This is a genomic window from Pseudomonadota bacterium (genome assembly GCA_016195085.1).
Classification (GTDB): Bacteria; Pseudomonadota; Alphaproteobacteria; order SHVZ01; family SHVZ01; genus JACQAG01.
Window position 1 is genome coordinate 28,595 of the sequence record JACQAG010000077.1, and the last position, 17,915, is coordinate 46,509.

20 protein-coding genes are annotated in these 17,915 nt (G+C 64.5%); 7 read left to right on the forward strand and 13 right to left on the reverse strand.

Annotated features, from left to right (window positions below):
* Positions 1-16: 16 nt before the first annotated feature.
* The 9 genes from HY058_20755 to HY058_20795 all read right to left on the reverse strand — a co-directional run bounded on the left by HY058_20755 (position 17) and on the right by HY058_20795 (position 7,940).
* Entirely contained in the window at positions 17-1,291 is a 1,275-nt protein-coding gene (locus HY058_20755) for an ABC transporter substrate-binding protein (protein MBI3499734.1), read from the reverse strand.
* A 59-nt stretch (positions 1,292-1,350) separates the two neighbouring features.
* The gene (locus HY058_20760; GenBank protein ID MBI3499735.1) at positions 1,351-2,295 is read right to left on the reverse strand and encodes a branched-chain amino acid ABC transporter permease; all 945 of its coding nucleotides are present in this window, start codon (positions 2,293-2,295) and stop codon (positions 1,351-1,353) included.
* Positions 2,292-3,206 (reverse strand): branched-chain amino acid ABC transporter permease, encoded by a 915-nt coding sequence (locus tag HY058_20765; protein ID MBI3499736.1) that lies wholly within the window; start codon positions 3,204-3,206, stop codon positions 2,292-2,294. Before HY058_20765 ends, HY058_20760 begins: the two co-directional genes overlap by 4 nt.
* A complete protein-coding gene (locus HY058_20770; protein ID MBI3499737.1) occupies positions 3,203-3,931 on the reverse strand; it encodes an ABC transporter ATP-binding protein in 729 nt (242 codons plus the stop codon). Before HY058_20770 ends, HY058_20765 begins: the two co-directional genes overlap by 4 nt.
* Positions 3,928-4,698, reverse strand: a complete 771-nt coding sequence (locus HY058_20775) for an ABC transporter ATP-binding protein (GenBank protein MBI3499738.1) — start codon at positions 4,696-4,698, stop codon at positions 3,928-3,930. The genes HY058_20770 and HY058_20775 overlap by 4 nt, the downstream gene beginning before the upstream one ends.
* Positions 4,699-4,710: 12 nt before the next feature.
* Positions 4,711-5,586, reverse strand: a complete 876-nt coding sequence (locus tag HY058_20780; protein ID MBI3499739.1) for a sugar phosphate isomerase/epimerase — start codon at positions 5,584-5,586, stop codon at positions 4,711-4,713.
* A 20-nt stretch (positions 5,587-5,606) separates the two neighbouring features.
* Positions 5,607-6,602, reverse strand: coding sequence for a fatty acid desaturase (locus HY058_20785; GenBank protein ID MBI3499740.1), 996 nt, complete (start codon positions 6,600-6,602; stop codon positions 5,607-5,609).
* Positions 6,603-6,756: 154 nt separating this feature from the next.
* Positions 6,757-7,047: a hypothetical protein gene (locus HY058_20790; protein MBI3499741.1), complete on the reverse strand. Its 291-nt coding sequence runs from the start codon at positions 7,045-7,047 to the stop codon at positions 6,757-6,759.
* Between the two features lie 11 nt (positions 7,048-7,058).
* A complete protein-coding gene (locus tag HY058_20795) occupies positions 7,059-7,940 on the reverse strand; it encodes a helix-turn-helix domain-containing protein (GenBank protein MBI3499742.1) in 882 nt (293 codons plus the stop codon).
* Positions 7,941-8,015: 75 nt separating this feature from the next.
* Between HY058_20795 and HY058_20800 the strand changes: the two genes are divergently transcribed.
* Genes HY058_20800 through HY058_20810 form a run of 3 tightly spaced genes read left to right on the forward strand, consistent with a single transcriptional unit; the run spans position 8,016 to position 9,933 of the window.
* Complete coding sequence (locus HY058_20800; GenBank protein ID MBI3499743.1) at positions 8,016-8,312, forward strand: type II toxin-antitoxin system RelE/ParE family toxin; 297 nt, start codon at positions 8,016-8,018, stop codon at positions 8,310-8,312.
* A gap of 15 nt (positions 8,313-8,327) precedes the next feature.
* The gene (locus HY058_20805; protein ID MBI3499744.1) at positions 8,328-9,467 is read left to right on the forward strand and encodes a helix-turn-helix domain-containing protein; all 1,140 of its coding nucleotides are present in this window, start codon (positions 8,328-8,330) and stop codon (positions 9,465-9,467) included.
* Position 9,468: 1 nt separating this feature from the next.
* Positions 9,469-9,933 (forward strand): hypothetical protein, encoded by a 465-nt coding sequence (locus tag HY058_20810; GenBank protein MBI3499745.1) that lies wholly within the window; start codon positions 9,469-9,471, stop codon positions 9,931-9,933.
* On the opposite strand, the gene HY058_20815 is transcribed toward HY058_20810, so the two are convergent.
* Positions 9,930-10,166 carry a hypothetical protein gene (locus HY058_20815; GenBank protein MBI3499746.1) on the reverse strand — a complete coding sequence of 79 codons (237 nt, stop codon included), beginning with the start codon at positions 10,164-10,166 and terminating at the stop codon, positions 9,930-9,932. The genes HY058_20810 and HY058_20815 overlap by 4 nt on opposite strands.
* 407 nt (positions 10,167-10,573) lie before the next feature.
* Between HY058_20815 and HY058_20820 the strand changes: the two genes are divergently transcribed.
* From HY058_20820 to HY058_20830, 3 genes are all read left to right on the forward strand, one after another.
* Entirely contained in the window at positions 10,574-11,734 is a 1,161-nt protein-coding gene (locus HY058_20820; GenBank protein ID MBI3499747.1) for an acyl-CoA dehydrogenase family protein, read from the forward strand.
* A gap of 154 nt (positions 11,735-11,888) precedes the next feature.
* A complete protein-coding gene (locus HY058_20825; GenBank protein ID MBI3499748.1) occupies positions 11,889-13,586 on the forward strand; it encodes a dihydroxy-acid dehydratase in 1,698 nt (565 codons plus the stop codon).
* A gap of 10 nt (positions 13,587-13,596) precedes the next feature.
* Positions 13,597-14,301: a two pore domain potassium channel family protein gene (locus tag HY058_20830; protein ID MBI3499749.1), complete on the forward strand. Its 705-nt coding sequence runs from the start codon at positions 13,597-13,599 to the stop codon at positions 14,299-14,301.
* 88 nt (positions 14,302-14,389) lie between these two features.
* Here the strand turns inward: HY058_20830 and HY058_20835 are convergent, their stop codons facing one another.
* Together HY058_20835 and HY058_20840 are read right to left on the reverse strand one after the other, a co-directional pair.
* Positions 14,390-14,875, reverse strand: coding sequence for a cupin domain-containing protein (locus HY058_20835; protein ID MBI3499750.1), 486 nt, complete (start codon positions 14,873-14,875; stop codon positions 14,390-14,392).
* Between the two features lie 29 nt (positions 14,876-14,904).
* The gene (locus HY058_20840; protein MBI3499751.1) at positions 14,905-15,567 is read right to left on the reverse strand and encodes a peroxiredoxin; all 663 of its coding nucleotides are present in this window, start codon (positions 15,565-15,567) and stop codon (positions 14,905-14,907) included.
* A 216-nt stretch (positions 15,568-15,783) separates the two neighbouring features.
* Between HY058_20840 and HY058_20845 the strand changes: the two genes are divergently transcribed.
* Positions 15,784-16,851 carry an MBL fold metallo-hydrolase gene (locus HY058_20845; GenBank protein ID MBI3499752.1) on the forward strand — a complete coding sequence of 356 codons (1,068 nt, stop codon included), beginning with the start codon at positions 15,784-15,786 and terminating at the stop codon, positions 16,849-16,851.
* 238 nt (positions 16,852-17,089) lie between these two features.
* On the opposite strand, the gene HY058_20850 is transcribed toward HY058_20845, so the two are convergent.
* A complete protein-coding gene (locus HY058_20850) occupies positions 17,090-17,857 on the reverse strand; it encodes a DUF1194 domain-containing protein (GenBank protein MBI3499753.1) in 768 nt (255 codons plus the stop codon).
* Positions 17,858-17,915 lie beyond the last annotated feature (58 nt).

Here is a 17,915-nt window from a genome sequence, read left to right on the forward strand (position 1 = left end):
CCCTCGCCCCCGCCGCTCAGCCGTCCACCTGCTTGATCAAGGCCGCCATCTCCTCGGCGGAGAAGGTATGGTCGATGCCGAGCTCCTCACCCTTGATGTTCCACACCAGGCCGAGCCCGCTCACATCGCCATTGGCGTCGAACTCCAATGGGCCGGTGGCGCCGCTGTAGCGGATCGGCTTGCCCTCTTTGATGAGCTGGATCGCCTTCTTGTACTCATCCGGCCCGGTGCCGACGACGGTGCCGGATGCGTTTTGAATCTTGCGCACCGCATCGCGGATCGCCGGCCCGGAGAGATCGGGCGCCATGTTCATGGCGAGCGCCATCACCACGATGGCGTCGTACTGGTTCGGCAGGCCCGGACCGTCGGCGCTGCGATTGAAGGCGGCCTGGTAGGCCTTGCGGAACGACTCCACCTGCGGGGTGTTGGCCGGCGCGAAATCCGTGCCGAACGCCTTCTGCAGGAACTTGGCGCCGACCGCCTTCACATATTCAGGTGCGCGCGCGGAGTTGATGAGGATGATGTTCTGGTGCCCGCCCAAGGACAGCCATTCCCGCGTGATGGTGGCCGCATCCTGGGGGAAGGCGACGAAGAACGCCGCGTCCGGCTTCTCGGCCAAGGCGAGGTTCACCTCCGGCCGGTAGGAGGGCTGGTTGTCGTTGAACGGGATCGCCTTCGTTACCTCGCCGCCGAGCTTCTTGAACGCGGCCGAGAAGTCCTTGACCAAGCCGGTGCCGAAATCGGTGTTGACGTAGATGATGGTGACCTTCTTGTAGCCGCGGTCGGCCGCCGCCTTGGCCGTGGTGTAGGCCTGCATCTTCACGGTCGGGAAGGTGCGGAAGAAGAAGCCGCCGGTCTTACCTTCCTGGGACAAGGTGGTGAAGGTGGTCGCGGTCGAGCAGCAGCTGATCATCGGAATCTTCGAGGGTGCCGCCACCGCGTTCAGGATCGGCAAGCTGACGCCGCTGGAGACCGTGCCCGACAGCACCGGCACATGCTCGACCTCGACCAGATATTTGGCCGCGTCGACGCCAACCGTCGGCTGACCCTGGTCGTCGCGCAGAATGAACTGCACCGGGCAGCCCTTGACGCCGCCGCCCTGATTGACGTGGTCGATGGCGAGTTGGGCGCTGTCGGCGATGTTCTTGCCGACTGGTCCCATCGAGCCGGTCAAGGGCAGGACGCCGCCGAATTTGACCGGACAGGAGACCTGGCCTTGGGCCTGGGCTTGGCCGAAGGAGGACGCCGCGATGAGCAGGGCGCCGATGGCAACGACTAGGATTCGTTTCATGGTTTTGTCTCCCGTCCGATGCTTGACCGCCAAGAGCCTACAACGGTTGCCGGACGAGATCACCCGACATGACGGGAGACCGCCGAGGTCTCGCCGATGAGCCCGCGCGGCTTGTAGAGGAGCGCCAGCACCAGGACGAGCCCGATCAGGATGCTTTGCACCGCCCCGCCCTGCGCCTGATAGGCGACGGGAATGAGCTTGGAGATCAAGGTGCCGCTCGCCGTCCAGATGCCCCAGACGATGAAGGCGCCCAGGAGTGCGCCCTTGTTGTTGCCGCTGCCGCCGACGATCAGCATCGCCCAGATCTGGAAGGTGATGATGGGCGTGAAATCGAACGGGCTGACGAAGCCGATGAAGCTCACATAGAGCGCGCCGGCGAGGCCCATGAGGGTGGCGCCCAACACGAAGGCCTGCATGCGGAAGCGCTGCGCGCTCTTGCCCAAGGCGATGGCGGCCTCCTCGTCTTCGCGGATGGCCTTCAAGACGCGACCCCAGGGCGAGCGGACGATGCGCTCGAGCGCCCAATAGATGAGCGCCGTCACCGCCGCCATCAGTGCCAGATAGAAGAGGTTGTAGGCGAAGGGTGTGGCGAACAGGCTGGAGAAGGGCCGTGGAATCGAGGTCAGGCCCTGGCTGCCGCCGGTCAGGCCCTCCCAGTTGAGCGCCACCAGCTGGATGCTGACGGCGATGCCGAAGGTGGCGACGGCCAGATAGTCGCCGCGGAGCTTGATGGTGGCGAGCCCGACGAGGAGGGCGGCCAAGGCCGAGAGCGCCAAGGCACCGGCGATGCCGACGATCCAGGGCAACCCCAGATTGCCGATGAGCTCCGGCCGGGAGGGTGCGGTCAGAATGGCGAAGGTGTAGGCACCGATGGCGTAGAAGCCGACGATGCCGGCGTTGAAGAGGCCGGTGTTGCCCCATTGCAGGTTGAGGCCGATCGTGGCGATGCCGAGCACCAGCACGACGACCGCGAAGAAGGTCAGATAGGCGATGATGCCGATCATGGCGCGCTCGCTCTTGCCGCCTTCACCCCAAACAGGCCCTGGGGCCGGAGGTAGAGGATGAGGATCAGCAGCAGAAACGGCACCGCCGATTTGTAGCTGGACGGGATGACGAGGACGGAGAGGTTTTCGGCGAGCCCGATGATGAGACCGCCCATGACCGCGCCGATGAGGCTGCCATGGCCGCCCAGGATGGCGGCGGTGAAGATGGCGAGCAGCAGATTGAAGCCCATCTCCGGCCTGAGCTGCACCGTCAGGCCCGAGAAGATTCCCGCCGCCGCCGCCAGCATGCCGGAGAGGAACCAGGTCCAGCGCACCATGGCCCGGACATCGACGCCGCAGACCCGCGCCAGGCTCGGACTCTCCGCCATGGCGCGAAGCGCCATGCCGAGGCGGCTGAACTTGAGCACGAGATGGAGGCCCAGCACGGTCCCCAGCGTGAAGAGGAGCACGAAGATCTGATCGGGCAGGAGCCGCACATCGGGCAGCACCTCGACGGCGAATTGCAGCTCGCTCGTGTAGTAATGCGCATCCGGCCCCCAGACCAGCAGCACCAGGTTGCGCAAGACCAGCGCCGTGCCGAAGCTGGCGAACACCATGGTGAGCGCATGGGCGCGGCGTTGGCGCAAAGGCCGGAAGACGAGCCGGTCGACCACGAGGGCGACAAGGCCGGTGCCGAGTCCGGCAACGAAGAGGGCCGCCAGGAACTGCCAGCCGAAGGAGAGCGGATCGATGGCGGCCCCGGCGGTGGCGAAACCGACGACGCTCAAGGCGAGATAGGCGCCTGCAGTCAACAGCTCCGCGTGGGAGAAATTGGCGAAGCGGAGAATTTGCAGGCTGAGCGACACGCCGATGGCGCCCAGCGACAGAACCGCACCGGTGAGGACGCCGTCGGCGATGGCTTGGCCGATCATTGCCGTCGCGCCCCGCCCAGAAACGCCTGGCCCATCGTCGGATCCGCGAGGAGGGCGCTCGCCGCCCCGGACATGCGGTTGCGGCCTTCGGTCAGCACATAGCCGCGATCGGACATGCGCAGTGCCGCCTTGGCATTCTGCTCGACCATGAGCACGGCGACGCCGCCGGACGCGAGACGGCGCAAGGTCTGGAACACCTCGCCCACGGCCCGGGGCGACAGGCTCGCGGTCGGCTCGTCCAGCATCAGGAGCTTGGGTTCGGTCATCAAGGCCCGCGCGATCGCCAAGGTCTGGCGCTCGCCGCCGGACAGCGTGCCGCCGAGGGAGGCGCGCCGTTTCGCCAGCATCGGAAACCGTTCGAAGCTGCGCTCGAGGCGCTCTTTCAGGAGCCGATCGGTCAGCGTGTGTCCGCCGACCTTCAGGTTCTCCTGGATGGTGAGCGAGACGAACACGTTTCCCGTCTGCGGGACGAAGCCGATGCCGAGCCCGGCCATGGCTTCGGCCGAGAGGCCGGCGCACTCTTTCTTCCCATAGACGACGCTTCCCGCCTCCATCGCGATCAATCCGGCCAGCGCCTTCAACAGGGTCGACTTGCCGGCACCGTTCGGGCCGATGATGGTCACGATCTCGCCGGTCGCGATCTCGAGGGAGACGTCATGGATGATCGGCATGCCCGGCACATAGCCGGCCCTGACGTTCTCCGCCGTCAGCAGTCCCCGGCTCATGGCGCGACGTCGCCCAGATAGGCGTCGAGGACCCGCTGGTCCAGGCGTGCTCCTTCGGCATCGCCCTCATAGATGACGCGTCCTTCGGCCATGACCACGATCGGCCGACAGAGGCTCATCACCACGTCCATGTTGTGCTCGATGATGAGAAACGTCGTGCCCAGCCGGTTGAGCTGGACGATCTTCTCCAAGAGGGATTCCAGCAGCACCGGATTGACCCCCGCCGCCGGCTCGTCGAGGAGGATCAGCCTCGGCTCGGTTATCAGGATGCGCGCCAGCTCAAGAAGCTTCTGCTGACCGCCCGAGAGCTGGCCGGCGCGCTCCGTCGCCTTCTCGGCCAAGCCGGTGAATCCCAGGATCTCCATGGCCCGCTCGCGCAGGCGGGCTTCCTCGGAACGGACCTTGGCGAAGCTGAACCAATTCATCCAGAAGCGCTCGCCCGCCTGGGCGATCGGCGCCAGCATGACGTTCTCCAAGACCGTCATCTCGGGAAACGGCCGGGGGATCTGGAAGGTGCGGGCGAGGCCCGCCCGGAAGATGCGATCGGGCGGCTCGCCGTCGATGCGGCTTCCGTCGAACCAGATGGCGCCTGCCATGGGTGCCAGCGCGCCGGCGATGACGCTGAAGAGCGTGGTCTTGCCGGCACCGTTCGGGCCGATGAGACCGGTGATGGTGCCGGCTTCGACGGCGAAGCTGACGCCGTCATGCACACGCAAGGCGCCGAAGCTATGGACCAAGTCGGCAATCTGCAAGAGCGGCGCCCCCATGGGGGCATTTGATCAACTGAGCGGCGAGCGAGCAAGGTTCGTGGTGCTCGCGGACTCGAGCCGCGCCCAGACCTCGCGGACGAGCCGCTTGAGCTCGAGCGCCTCCTCCCAGCGGTCGGAGAGCTCCCGTCCATCGGCGCCGGTCATCGCGTATTCAGGCGGTCCAAGCTCGGCGAGGAAGATGAGCGTGTCGGCGCTGCCGGCGCGCCGGCGCCAGCGGGCGAAGCCCTCTTCCCACCAACCGAGAAACAGCTCCAGCCATTTCCGGTGCTGGGGGAAGCCGATGGGGACTTGGATCTGGTTGCGCGTGGCGATGCGTCCCTGGAAGGAGTCAGAGCGCTCGAGGATGCGGCTGACATAGCCATGGAGCTCCGCGCGCAAGGGCAGGGTCATCTCCCGGTCGACGACATAGTGCGACAAGTCGGCGGCCAGCCGCATCTCCGGCACCGCGTCCAAGAGCAGGAGGGTCGCATAGAGGTCGTTGGTGATCGAGGCGCGATGCGTCTCGAACTGGAGGGCCACACCTTCCGCCTTGGCCAGCGCCAGCCATTCCAGCACCACCGGGACCTGGCCCTCCAGCGACAAGGGCATGACTTGGCCGACGACGACGACGAAGGGCGCGCCCAAATCCTTGGCGAGATGGAGAGCGGGACGCAGATCCTCGATCGCGTTCGGGAACGCCGTCACCAACCCCTCGAGCCCGGTCCGGGCGAAGAGCGGCAATGTCGCCCGCGCGGATGCTAGATCGAGCGCGCCCAAGTCGAGCGCGATGCCGTCATAGCCGGCGTCCTTGACGCGCTGGAAGCGCTCCTCGACCGGGGTCTCCGGAACGCCGGGCCGGCGCAGCTCGGTCGCCCACAGGGATTGATAGACCTTCAGCTGGGGCAAGGGCAGGCGCGCTCGGATCCTCAGCCCCGCACTGCTTGCGAGATCGGCTGAGCCTGCGGGCCGGACTCGACGATCCAGGCCGCGTCATCGGGATAGTCGGCTTCGCTCCCGGCCCGCCAGAGTGCGGCCAGCACGGCACGCTGGAAGGCGAGATAGCCCATCCGATAGGGCTCGATGCCGTTCTCGGCGAAGATCTCCCGATCGAGCTGGGGCAGCTTGTTGAACGGCACGCCGGGGAAGGCGTGATGGGCGGTGTGGAACTGCATGTTCCAGCACAGCCAGCGCATGAGCGGGTTGGTGCGGGTCGAGCGGGTGTTCTTGAAGATATCGGGAAGGTGCGCCAGGCCCAGATGCTCGATGGTGTTCTGCATCTGGTGGACCGACTTGGCCAGCAGCATCGGCGCCAACCAATAGATGACCGCGGCCCAGCTCCCCGAGGCGATCGAGGCGATGGCGATCGCGCCGTAGAGGCCGGCATGCCAGCGGGCCTCGCGGATCACGTCGGCCTTGCGCGAGTCCGCGATATAGGGCTCGACCACCACGCCGGAGGCCAAGCGCGCGATCCGGGTCCAGCGCGTCCACCAATAGCTCGGACCCAGGAGCCAGATGAGATAGGAGCGGAAGGTGTAGGGCGGGCGAGCGAGCTCGCCGTCCCGCGCCCAGTCTTGCGTGTGCCGGTGATGGGCGAAGTGCTGGATCTGGTCGAAGTCGCGGGGAAAGAACACGAGAAAGCCGAACAGCCGGCCCAAGGCCTCATTCAGCCATTTGGTCCTGAACACGGTCCAATGGCTGAGCTCGTGCTGACCGGCATAGAGGAAGTTGATGAGGATGCCGTGGGCGAGGAAGAAAGGGATGGCCCAAAGCGTGCCGAGGCTGAGATAGAGCGCCGTGCCCGTCGCCAGGATGGCGCCGAGATGGCTTCCGGCCTGGAGGAGGCCGGCCAGGTCAGACTTGGCGCTGAGCCAGCGCAAGCGCTCGGGCTTGAGCAGATCCCGGCGAGCGAAGATCTCGTCCATGCGGCAATCCTACGGAATTTTTGCCGCTTGGCACGGCCTTTGTGCGGGTCCGTGCGGCGCCGGCCCGGCCGGCTCTAGCGCGCGACCGGGCTCTTTCACGATCATAGTGCGCATGGTCGATCCCATACTGACTCCGGCCATTAGGGGTAGTGGGTCAGTTTGGACTGGTGGCATAATTTGTGTCGGTCGGAACCACCAGCCATTCCCAAAGAAAGCCATTAGGCTTCCCCTGCTTTTCTGGAAGAGCCACTTTCAACATAAGCCACGAATCTCCAGTGCAACTGTTCCATTTGATCGCGGTTGCGGGAACGGCGCCTTGATTCGCATAGGCGACATGAAAGCAATCTCGGCCAGCGGCGCCTGTCTGTGCGATCGCTTGTTGCACGGCAACGCTGATTAATGTCGCTGCGATAGCTCCAGCCACTACGGACAATATCGGATTCATCGTCTCCTCCCCTAAGCGGCCCTTTGGGTAATCTCCCACTCATCGACTACGCACACGATATCCTCGATTGACCATAGAGTCTTGGTGACGCCAACGGCCATTGCCGGCGTGCAACGGATCGACTGATGGATGCGAACGAAGTTGTAGTACATGAAGTTGAGTGCGACGGCGTGCGCATGGTTCTCGACTTTCTTTGAGAACGCATTCGTCAGCCGCGTGAAGCGGCGCATGTGCATTCTCATCGTGAGATTGGCGTGCTCTGCATAGCTCGTGCTGATGTGCCTCGGATCGAGATTGCCGGTGCAGCATTGGGTCTCGGTGCCGATGATCTGCGGCGAGCTGGAGCGGCGCTGGCCCTCGTCGGTCTGTCCATAGATCTTGATCAGCCTGGCGTAGTCCACATCGGCGCCGAACGCGGTTTCAACCGCCTCAATGTACGGCTTGTGCCCATCGGTCGTGATCTGCACTCGGTTCTTTAGGCGCTGCGCTACGTCGCAGACAAACGCCTTGGCGGCATCGCCGTCACGGCTGCCGAAGAACCACGAAACTGCTAGCTTGGTGTCGGCGCAGATCGCCGTCCACGTCCATACGTCGCCAGCGTCGCCACTCGCCTTCATCTCAGCCGGAGCGTTCTTCGCCTTGGTATAGACGAAGGCCCAGATCTCATCGAGCTGCAAGCGCTTGCACGGCAGATCGCGAAGCGCCTGGTTCTGATACTCGGCGCAGGCACGGCCCGCGTCCTCCAGCAGCTTCACGATGGTGTTCTTGCTGGCCCCGGTCAGGCGCGCGATGGCGCGGATGCTCATGCCCTCGACCATCATCCCGAGGATCTGTGTGCGCTTCTGGCTAGTCAGCTTGTTCATACTGACCATTATGCTTGAATTGAGAGACATCTTCAATACAATTTTTACACTATGTGTAATAGTGGTATTGACTACGGATGGTATGAGGGCATATAAGGAACATCCATGGACGTCGAGTTCAAAGACGAGTCCTTGGACCGCCTAGAAACCGAAGCCGGGCATAGCGCCGGCTTCGGAGACGCAGTGGTGAAGGCGTTTCGAAAGCGAATGCAGCAGATCAGAGCCGCAACCGATGAAAGGACCTTTTACGCGCTTCGGTCGTTGCACTTCGAAAAGCTGAAGGGGGACCGCGAAGGGCAATTCTCAATGCGCCTTAACGATCAGTGGAGGCTGATCATTGAACTCAGAGGCGAAGCGCCAAGGAAGACGGTCTATGTCATCGAGATCACGGACTACCACTGACGGGGGAGTGGAAACATGTTGAACCGGATGCCGGCAGAGGTTTTCTCACCAGGCGAGTTCATTCGCGAGGAGCTAGAGGCTCGCGGCTGGACGCAGGGAGACCTTGCCGAAATTCTCGATCGGCCGTTGAGGCTCGTTAATGAGCTGATCCAGGGCAAGAAGCAGATCACACCCGAAACTGCTCGAGGCTTGGCAGAGGCATTCGGGACAGACGCGCTTTACTGGATGAATCTTGACAGTGCATATCGGCTAGCAAGCACGGCAGCACCAGACGCCGCTGTGTCGCGCCGCGCCAAGCTTTTTTCTCGATACCCAATTCGGGAAATGGCGAAGCGTGGCTGGATGGAGCCGTCTGAGAACGTCGATGTTCTTGAACATCGCGTCTGTCGCTTCTTTGCTATCAACGACATTGATGAAGAGCCAGCGTTTGCTCATGCAGCAAAGGCGTCGCAATACGATGAACGAACTCCAATTCAATTGGCATGGCTCTTTCGGGCAAAGCAACTTGCAGAGGCTGTGAGCGCCTCGCCATACGCGGAGCGCAATTTAAGAGGGGCACTCCGGAAGCTTAAGGAGCTTCTTATTGCTCCGGAGGAGATCAGACAGGTTCCCAAGCTTCTGGCGGATGCTGGCGTGCGCTTTGTCATCGTCGAGTTTTTGCCGGGAGCAAAGATTGACGGAGCGGCATTCTGGCTAAATGACTCGCCTGTGATCGCTATGTCGCTTCGGTTCGATAGAGTTAATAACTTCTGGTTTGTTCTGCGGCATGAAATCGAGCACATCCTAAATCGTGATGGTCAGGGAGGCGTGGTTGTAGATGTTGAACTAACCGAAAGCCTTCAAAGAAAGGATTCTCTCCCTCCCGAGGAGGTTAGGGCGAACACAGAAGCGGCAGAGTTTATTGTGCCCTCTGCCGAACTAGACAATTTCATAACGCGAGTCAGGCCGCTCTATTCAGAAGAACGGATCCTCTTGTTTGCTCGGCGAATTGGCGTGCATCCGGGGCTTGTCGTGGGTCAATTGCAACATCGCGACGAAGTTCCATACACGCATTTTCACAAGCAGCTAACAAAAGTCAGGCACATCATTTCCCAAACCGCATTGACGGATGGTTGGGGCAACGTGCCGCCCGTTGGGGGCGCTAACGGAGCATAAGATGGCGACTCTTACCGAACAGTTGCAGCGATTGGTTTCCGATTATCGGGCATCCGGTCAGCCCTGGCCGGCTAGTAGTCAGCAGATGGCGGAGTGGGCCGTAAGCCATGACCGCTATCAACTCACTCGAGGGATGGCGATCAGCCAATGTGCCGAGCGACTAGCTCGGGCGATGCGCCTTGAGCATGTGCGAGACCATCGAGGGCGTAGCATTAGGAAGTACTACGCTGCACGCATGAAGCGGGACGGCAGGCAGGAGACCTTATGGGGAGATTTGAACTCCGAAAGGCCCTTCATGGAGGTGGCCGTTGCGAATCGCCGGAATCAGATCCTTGGCGAATGCCGGCAATTGAAAACCGACGTTGATAGTTATAACGAGCGGCAGTCGGCTGATCGGCCCATCCAAGTCGAGTTCAATTTCACCATTGACCTTGAGGAACTAGAGCAGCTCAGCGAAGTCGCCTAAGACTTCTTCCAGCGGGCTTGTGCGGCAATCTTGGCAATTTCCGCGCGCTGCTCCGGGGTCAGCTTCATGGCTCGCGCACGGCCCCCTTTGGGGCCGCCCGCCTTACCCCTGGCTACCGCGACCGGGCTCCGTTTATCTTCAATGGCATCATCCACCTGGCCGGTGGCGATATCGACGATCAGCTTGCCGAGCTGGAGCGGGTCGCGCGGACGTTTCAGGCGCTTCGTGACCATTAGGGCTTGATCTCGGTGGAGGGCTTCCGCAGGTGAAAGAGCGGGATATTCGATTGGCTCCAGGATGCCATTTCCTTCCCACACTTGGAGCAGCTAGCGGAGTCCGAATCTCGCTGACTGCTTTTTGAGTAGGTTATGTCGTATTCAGCCCCACAATGAGGGCATGTGTGATGGTCTTTCCACATGCCTACACTATGAGGGCGGCCGCTCCCCAGCGCAACGAAGGCCGAAATCGAAACTGACCCACTACCCAATTAGGCTAAGCCGGCTCCAGGCAAGGCCGGCGGCTTGCCGGTGGGCGGCTCCGGGCGCTATATCCCGAATGACCGGCCGGTGGCGGAAGAGGGGCGTCGAGCAGTGTCTTATGAGCCAAGGCCGGAAGCACCCGGCCGACCGCGTGACGGCGCATGACGAACACGCCGGCCCTGAGCGAGGATGACGGCGCCATCCTCGATGCCCTCGATCGCTTCCTCGCCCGCGAAGTGAAGCCGAAGGTACAGGCGCTCGAGCATGACGACATCTATCCCGCCGAGATCGTGGCGAAGATGGCGGAGCTCGGCCTGTTCGGCGCCACCATCGCCACGCGCCATGGCGGTCTAGGCCTCACCGCACTCACCTACGCCGCCATCGTCGAACGGGTGAGCCGGGTGTGGATGTCCTTGGCCGGCATCTTCAACTCGCACCTGATCCTGGCCGCGATCGTCGAGCGCTTCGGCACCGATGCCCAGCGCGCCGATCTCTTGCCGCGCTTTGCCTCGGGCGCGCTCCGCGGCGGTCTCGCGCTCACCGAACCCGATTGCGGCACCGATCTGCAGGCGATCCGCACCACGGCCAAGCGCGAGGGCGACCATTACCGCGTCAACGGCACCAAGACCTGGATCTCCAACGGCATCCACGGCTCCTGCTTCGCGCTCCTGGTCAAGACCGACCCCGCTTCCGAGCCGCGCCACCGCGGCATGTCGATGCTGATCGCCGAAAAGGGCCCGGGCTTCACCGTCGGCCGCAAGCTGGAGAAGCTCGGCTACAAGGGCATCGATACCGCCGAGCTGGCCTTCTCCGACTACAAGGTGCCGGCCGAAAGGCTGATCGGCGGCGTCGAGGGTCAGGGAATGAAGCAGGCCTTGGGCGGACTCGAGCTGGGGCGCATCAACGTCGCCGCCCGCGGCGTCGGCGTGGCGGCGGCGGCACTCGATGAGGCGCTTGCCTACGCCGCGGTGCGCAAGACCTTCGGCAAGCCGATCCAGGAGCACCAGGCGATCCAGCTGAAGCTCGCCGACATGGCAACCCGGGTCGAGGCCGCCCGCCTGCTGACCGAGGCCGCCGCCCGCGTCTATGACCGGGGCGAGCGCTGCGATCTGGAGGCCGGCATGGCCAAGCTCTTCGCCAGCGAAGCCGCCGCCCTGAACGCGCTGGAAGCCATGCGCGTCCATGGCGGCTACGGCTATTCGAAGGAATTCATCGTCGAGCGCCTGTATCGCGACGCGCCTCTGCTCTTGATCGGCGAAGGCACCAACGAGATCCAACGCCTCATCATCGCCCGGCAGCTGATCGAGCGCCGCAAGGGATGAGCGACTGGGCCCAACGATGCCCCCACCCCAGCCCTCCCCCAACAAGTTGGGGGAGGGAGTTACGAGTGCATGCGTTCTTGTCCCCTCCTCCACCGTCAGGTGGGGGAGGGTTAGGGTGGGGGCACTCCAAAGCGGCATCTAAGGGAGTGCGACCGTGACTGACCCAATCGGCCTGGCGCAGGGCTTGACCAATTACGGCGACCCGGACTTCGCCCTCTATCTCCGCCGCTCCTTCGCCAAGTCCATGGGCTACTCCGACGCCATCCTGGCGCAGCCGGTGGTCGGCATCGTCAATACCTGGAGCGGTTTCAACAACTGCCACCGCCAGGTGCCCGACCTGGTGGAGGCGGTGAAGCGCGGCGTGCTGGCGGCGGGCGGGCTCCCCATGGTGTTTCCCACGATCTCGTTGGGCGAGGTGTTCCTGTCGCCGACCAGCCTCATGTTCCGCAACCTCATGGCGATCGACACCGAGGAGATGATCAAGGCGCAGCCGATGGATGCGGTGGTGGCGATCGGCGGCTGCGACAAGACCGTGCCGGCGCAGCTCATGGGTCTGGCCTCGGCCGGCCGGCCGGCGATCCAGCTTCTGGTCGGGCCGATGCTGACCCATCGCTATCACGGCGAGCGCTTGGGCGCCTGCACCGATTGCCGGCGCTTCTGGGCGAAGTTCCGGGCCGGCGAGGTCGCCCGCGAGGAGATCGACCGGATCGAAGGCGGCCTTGCCACCACGGCCGGCACCTGCGCGGTCATGGGTACGGCCTCCACCATGGCGGCGATCGCCGAGACCTTGGGCATGACCTTGCCCGGCACCGCGGCCATTCCCGCCGTCCATGCCGACCGGCTCAGGGCGGCGGAGGCCACGGGGCGCGCCGCCCTGGAGATCGCGCGAACGAGGCTCACGCCGGACAAGATCATCACCGAGCGCTCGATCGAGAACGCCATCCGCGTGCTCTTGGCCATCGGCGGCTCGACCAACGCCATCGTGCATCTAGCCGCCGTGGCCGGCCGCGTCGGCGCCGGCATCGATTTGAAGCGCTTGAACGAGCTCAGCGACACCACGCCGGTCATCGTCGATCTGAAGCCGACCGGACAGCATTACATGGAGGATCTGTTCGTCGCCGGCGGCATCGGCGCGGTCTTGCGCGAGCTCCGCCCGCTGCTGCACACCGATTGCCTGACGGTGACCGGCGAGACCTTGGGCGAGCGCCTGGATGCCGCCGATGGCTTCGTCGACCGCGCCGTGGTGCGCCCGCTCACCGACCCGCATCTTCCCTATGGCGGCCTGGTGGCGTTGTTCGGCTCGCTCGCCCCCGACGGCGCCATCCTCAAGCGGTCCGCCGCCGACCCCAAGCTGTTCGAGCGCGAGGCGAGGGTGGTGGTGTTCTCATCCCTAGAAGATCTGTCGGCGCGCATCGATGCGCCCGATCTGGAGGTAACACCCGACGACGCGTTGGTCTTGCAGCATGCTGGTCCCAAGAGTGCCTCGGGCATGCCGGAAGCGGGATACCTGCCGATCCCAACGAAGCTGGCGCGCGCCGGCGTCAAGGACATGCTGCGCATCTCGGATGCGCGCATGAGCGGCACCGCCTACGGCACCATCGTCTTGCATGTGGCGCCCGATGCGGCGAGCGGCGGCCCCCTGGGCCTGGTCAAGACCGGCGATCGCATCCGCATGAGCGTGAACGAGCGCCGCCTCGATCTCCTGGTCGATCCGGCGGAATTGAAGCGCCGCAAGGCCGCGCCGGCGCCCCGGCCCGAGCGCGGCTATCGCCGGCTTTATTGGGACGAGGTGCTGCAGGCGCCCTTGGGCTGCGACTTCGATTTCCTGAGACGACATCCGACCAGAAGCTGAGGGAGCTCCCATGCCCCAGAGCAACAGCGAGGGCCTCGCCCGCTGGCGGCTCAAGGCGCAGGATCCGATCCTGACGGTCCTCGCCATCGTGTTTGCGCTCGAGTCGTTTCTGAATCCGGCCCTCCAGGCCGCCAGCCCCGCGGTGGCGGATCTCTTCAGCAACATCCTGGTGCTGTTGGTGGTGGCCGCCGTGTTCGTGCTGCCGCTGGGCTTTATCGCGGTCGGTGCCGTGCTGGCGGCGTTCGTCGTCAGCGCCGGCCTTTCCTTGGGCCTGGTTCACCCCTCTCCCGCCGTTGCGGCACATCTGCACGCCGCCTCATACTTCGTTTTCATGGGCGTGCTGATCTTCCTCGTCGGCAAGGCCGTGTTCGCCAGCGGTCGCATCACCTATCATCGCGTGCTCGGCGCCGTCGTGCTCTATCTGGCGATCGGCACGATCTTCGTCGGTGCCTACGAGCTCGTCACTTCGCTGGATCCGGGTGCCTTCGCCGGCATTCCCCCAGAGAGCGACCCGCGCGCGGTTGGTGCCAGCCTCACCTATTTCAGCTATGTGACGCTCACCTCGACCGGCTTCGGCGACATCGCGCCGGTGCATCCGGCCGCCCGCAGCCTGGTCAATCTGGAAGCCGTCATCGGCCAGGTGTTTCCGGCGACGATCTTCGCCAGGATCGTCACTCTGCAGCTCGCGCCGGGGCCTGGCCAGGATCGATCGTGAGGTGCTCCGGCCTGGCGGGTTCTCAGCGTGGGCTCGCCCGCATGGCCTGGATCATGTCGCCGAACTGCAGGAGATCGAGGGACGCGCTTCAGTACTTCTTGCCGTTCTTGCGGGTGAAGTGGCTGCTGACCTTGGCTGGCGGCAGGTGCAGGTCGACATCGGAATAGTGGCAGGCATCGCCCGCCTCGCGGTTGCCGACCTCGAGGTAGACCGCGGTCTTGCGGCCGCGATTGATGAAATGGTGACCGTCCGCCTTGCCGGCGGGGAAGCCCGCCGCCATGCCGGGTTTGAGCACCTGCTTGCCGGCCTCGCTCACCAAGGTGAGCTCGCCCTCCAGCACATAAACGAACTCGTCCTCGCGGGTGTGCCAATGGCGCTGGGAGGACCAGGCGCCGGGCTCGAGCTCGACCAAGTTGACGCCGAAGGCCTGCAAGCCCACGGCATCGCCCAGCGTCCGCTTCGCGCGGGCCATGCAGGGATCGCGGTAGGGCTTGGGATAGCCCGAGCCCCGGCGCGGGACAATCGAGCTCGGGTCGAGAGCGGGCAGGCTGAGCTTAGTGCGGGGCTTGGGCATAGTCGTCCGCTCTCTCCCGGTTCCTCGCCTCAGCCCTTGGGCTGGGGCACGATGCGCAAATAAGGCTTCGGCGACTTCCAGCCGGCGGGATATTTCTGCTTTGCCTGCTCGTCGGAGACCGCCGGCACGATGATGACATCCTCGCCCTGCTTCCAATTGACCGGTGTCGCCACCTGGTGCTTGGCCGTCAGCTGGCAGGAGTCCAGGAGCCGGAGCACCTCGTCGAAGTTCCGCCCCGAGCTCATGGGATAGGTCAGCATCGCCTTGATCTTCTTGTCCGGCCCGACGATGAAGACCGAGCGGACGGTCAGATTGTCGACCGCGGTGCGGCCCGCCGAGGTGCTTCCGGAGCTCTCCGGCAGCATGTCGTAGAGCTTGGCGACCGCGAGCTCGGAATCGCCGATCATCGGATAGGTCACCTTGGAGCCTTGCGTCTCCTCGATATCCTTCGACCATTTGACGTGATCGGCGACCGGGTCGACGCTGAGCCCGATGATCTTGGTGTTGCGCTTGTCGAACTCCGGCTTGAGCCGCGCCATGTAGCCGAGCTCGGTGGTGCAGACCGGTGTGAAGTCCTTCGGGTGGGAGAACAGGATCGCCCAGCCGCTGCCGATCCAATCATGGAACTTGATGTCGCCCTGGGTGGTCGTCGCGGAGAAATCCGGGGCGACGGAGTTGATGCGAAGAGTCATGGGACCTCCCTCGTTCGATTGAGTGTGCCAAGCGATGGGATCGCTTGCCGAGCGCGGACGATATCAGCTATCCGCCGCCGGAAACAATTGCGCGGATGCGCCTCCGCGCGATGCGACAATGGGCTAGCTAAATTATCGACTTAGCGGAGTTTTTGTTGCCGTCGGACCGCCAAGGGACGGATACTGCCCGGCGTAATCCCGGGGCATCCTTCCATGCTGGTCTTCCGGCAGCTCTTCGACCCGCAATCATCCACCTACACCTATCTCCTCGGCGATGGGTCGAGCCACGAGGCGATCCTCATCGATCCCGTCTTCGAGCAGGCCCAGCGCGATACGGCACTTCTCCGCGAGCTCGGCCTCAAGCTCGCCCTCACCTTGGAGACCCATGTGCACGCCGACCACGTGACCGGCGCCTGGGCGATCAAGGAGCGCCAGGGCAGCCGCATCGCGCTGGCGGCGGCGTCCGGGGCCGAGGGCGCCGACCGCTACCTCAAGGATCGCGAGCGGGTGAATTTCGGCCGCCGCTACCTTCAGGTGCGGCTCACACCCGGACATACGGGCGGCTGCGCCAGCTACGTTCTCGATGACGAGACCATGGCGTTCACCGGCGACTGCCTGCTCATTCGCGGCTGCGGGCGCACCGATTTCCAGGACGGCGATGCGCGCTCCCTCTATCGCTCCGTGCATGCGCAGATCTTCTCGCTGCCGGAGACCTGCCTCCTCTATCCCGGACACGACTATCGCGGCCTCACGGTCACCAGCGTCGGAGAGGAGCGGCGCTTCAACCCGCGCTTGGGCGGTCAGCTGAGCGAGGACGATTTCGTCGGCTTCATGTGCAATCTGGGCCTGGCCCATCCCAAGCAAATGGCGGTCGCCGTGCCGGCCAACCTCAAATGCGGACGACGCGAAGAAGCCGCACCCGCCGCGGTGCCGTCCTGGGGACCGCTCACCTTCACCTTCGCCGGCATCTGGGAGGTGGAGCCCCATTGGGTCGAAGAGCACTTGCGAGAGGTGCTGGTCCTGGACGTGCGCGAGGAGGACGAATATTGCGGGCCGCTCGGCCATATCCCGGGATCGCGGCTCGTGCCGCTGGGAATGCTGGGCGAGGCGGCTTCCGGCCTTCCCCGGGACAAGCCGATCGTCGCGGTCTGCCGTGCCGGCGGCCGCTCGGCTCAGGCGACGCAGATCCTGAAGCGCGCCGGTCTCGCCGATGCAGCCAATCTCGCCGGCGGCATGCTGCGCTGGCGGGCCTTGCGCCTCATCACCGAGGGCGCGGTCGAGTAGGCGAGCCCTGATCGAGAAGGTCGATGGAAACGGGCACCTGCACGTCGATCGTGCGTCCTTCGACGAGCTCAGGATGAGGGAGATTGTGCGTCGCAGAAAGATCGGCATGGAAGAAAGAAAAACCTCATCCTGAGCTCGTCGAAGGACGCACGGAAGCGGTCCAAGACACCATCATGCATTGAGGAATGTCTCGCTCAGGACACGAGGAGTCTATCCGAGCAACGGACGGCTTTTAGCCTCACTCCACGCCGCCGAGATCGGCCAGATGCGCGGGCGCGGCGGGGATCCCGGCGATCTCGGTGATGAGCTTGTTGAGGATGGCGTTGGCGAAATCCTCGTAGCGGGTAATGGCGATGACGAAGGCGCCTGGGCCGCCGATGACGTTGTCGCGGTAGTAGATGTCGAGGTCCGGCTCGAGGCTGAGGATCGGCAGACCGTTGATGCCGATGCCGGCGGCAACCGCTTCGTCGCGCGCCTGGCTCGCCGGCCGCCCGCGGTTATTGGCGCCGTCGCCCGAGACGTCGATGATGCGCCGCCCGGCGGCAAAGCCGCTGGTGAGATGCAGCCTCACGCCGTGGTCGATGGCGCCGCTGACCGAGGTGCCGCCGCTGAAGAGGTGCCGCGGCGCGGCGGCGATCGCATTGGAGAAGGCCAGGGCCGAGGCCGTATCCTTGATCAGCGACCATTTGACCACCTCGATGATCATGCCGGGGCCGGTCCACTGAAACATGGTGACGGCGATCGCCTGGTTGCGGCCGGACCGGATCGCCTGGAGCACCTTCGGATTGGCGAAGGCGGCGGCATAGCCCTGCTTCTGCAGCTCGAAGCGGGCCTGGTTGACGCTGCCCGAGGCATCGACCGCAAGCACGAGCTGCAGGTCGGTGGCGGTCCCTTGCGCGTCCGCCCGCAGCACCGGCGCCAGGACGAAGGCGGCGAGGAGGCCGATCAGGACGACGCGGCCGAAGCCGGTACGGCCGCGAGGTCGTGGTCTGGCAGGATGGATCATCCGTCACGCCTTTCATGCGCGGGCGGGGAGGGTCGGGGGGGGGGTGGGGCCCCACCCC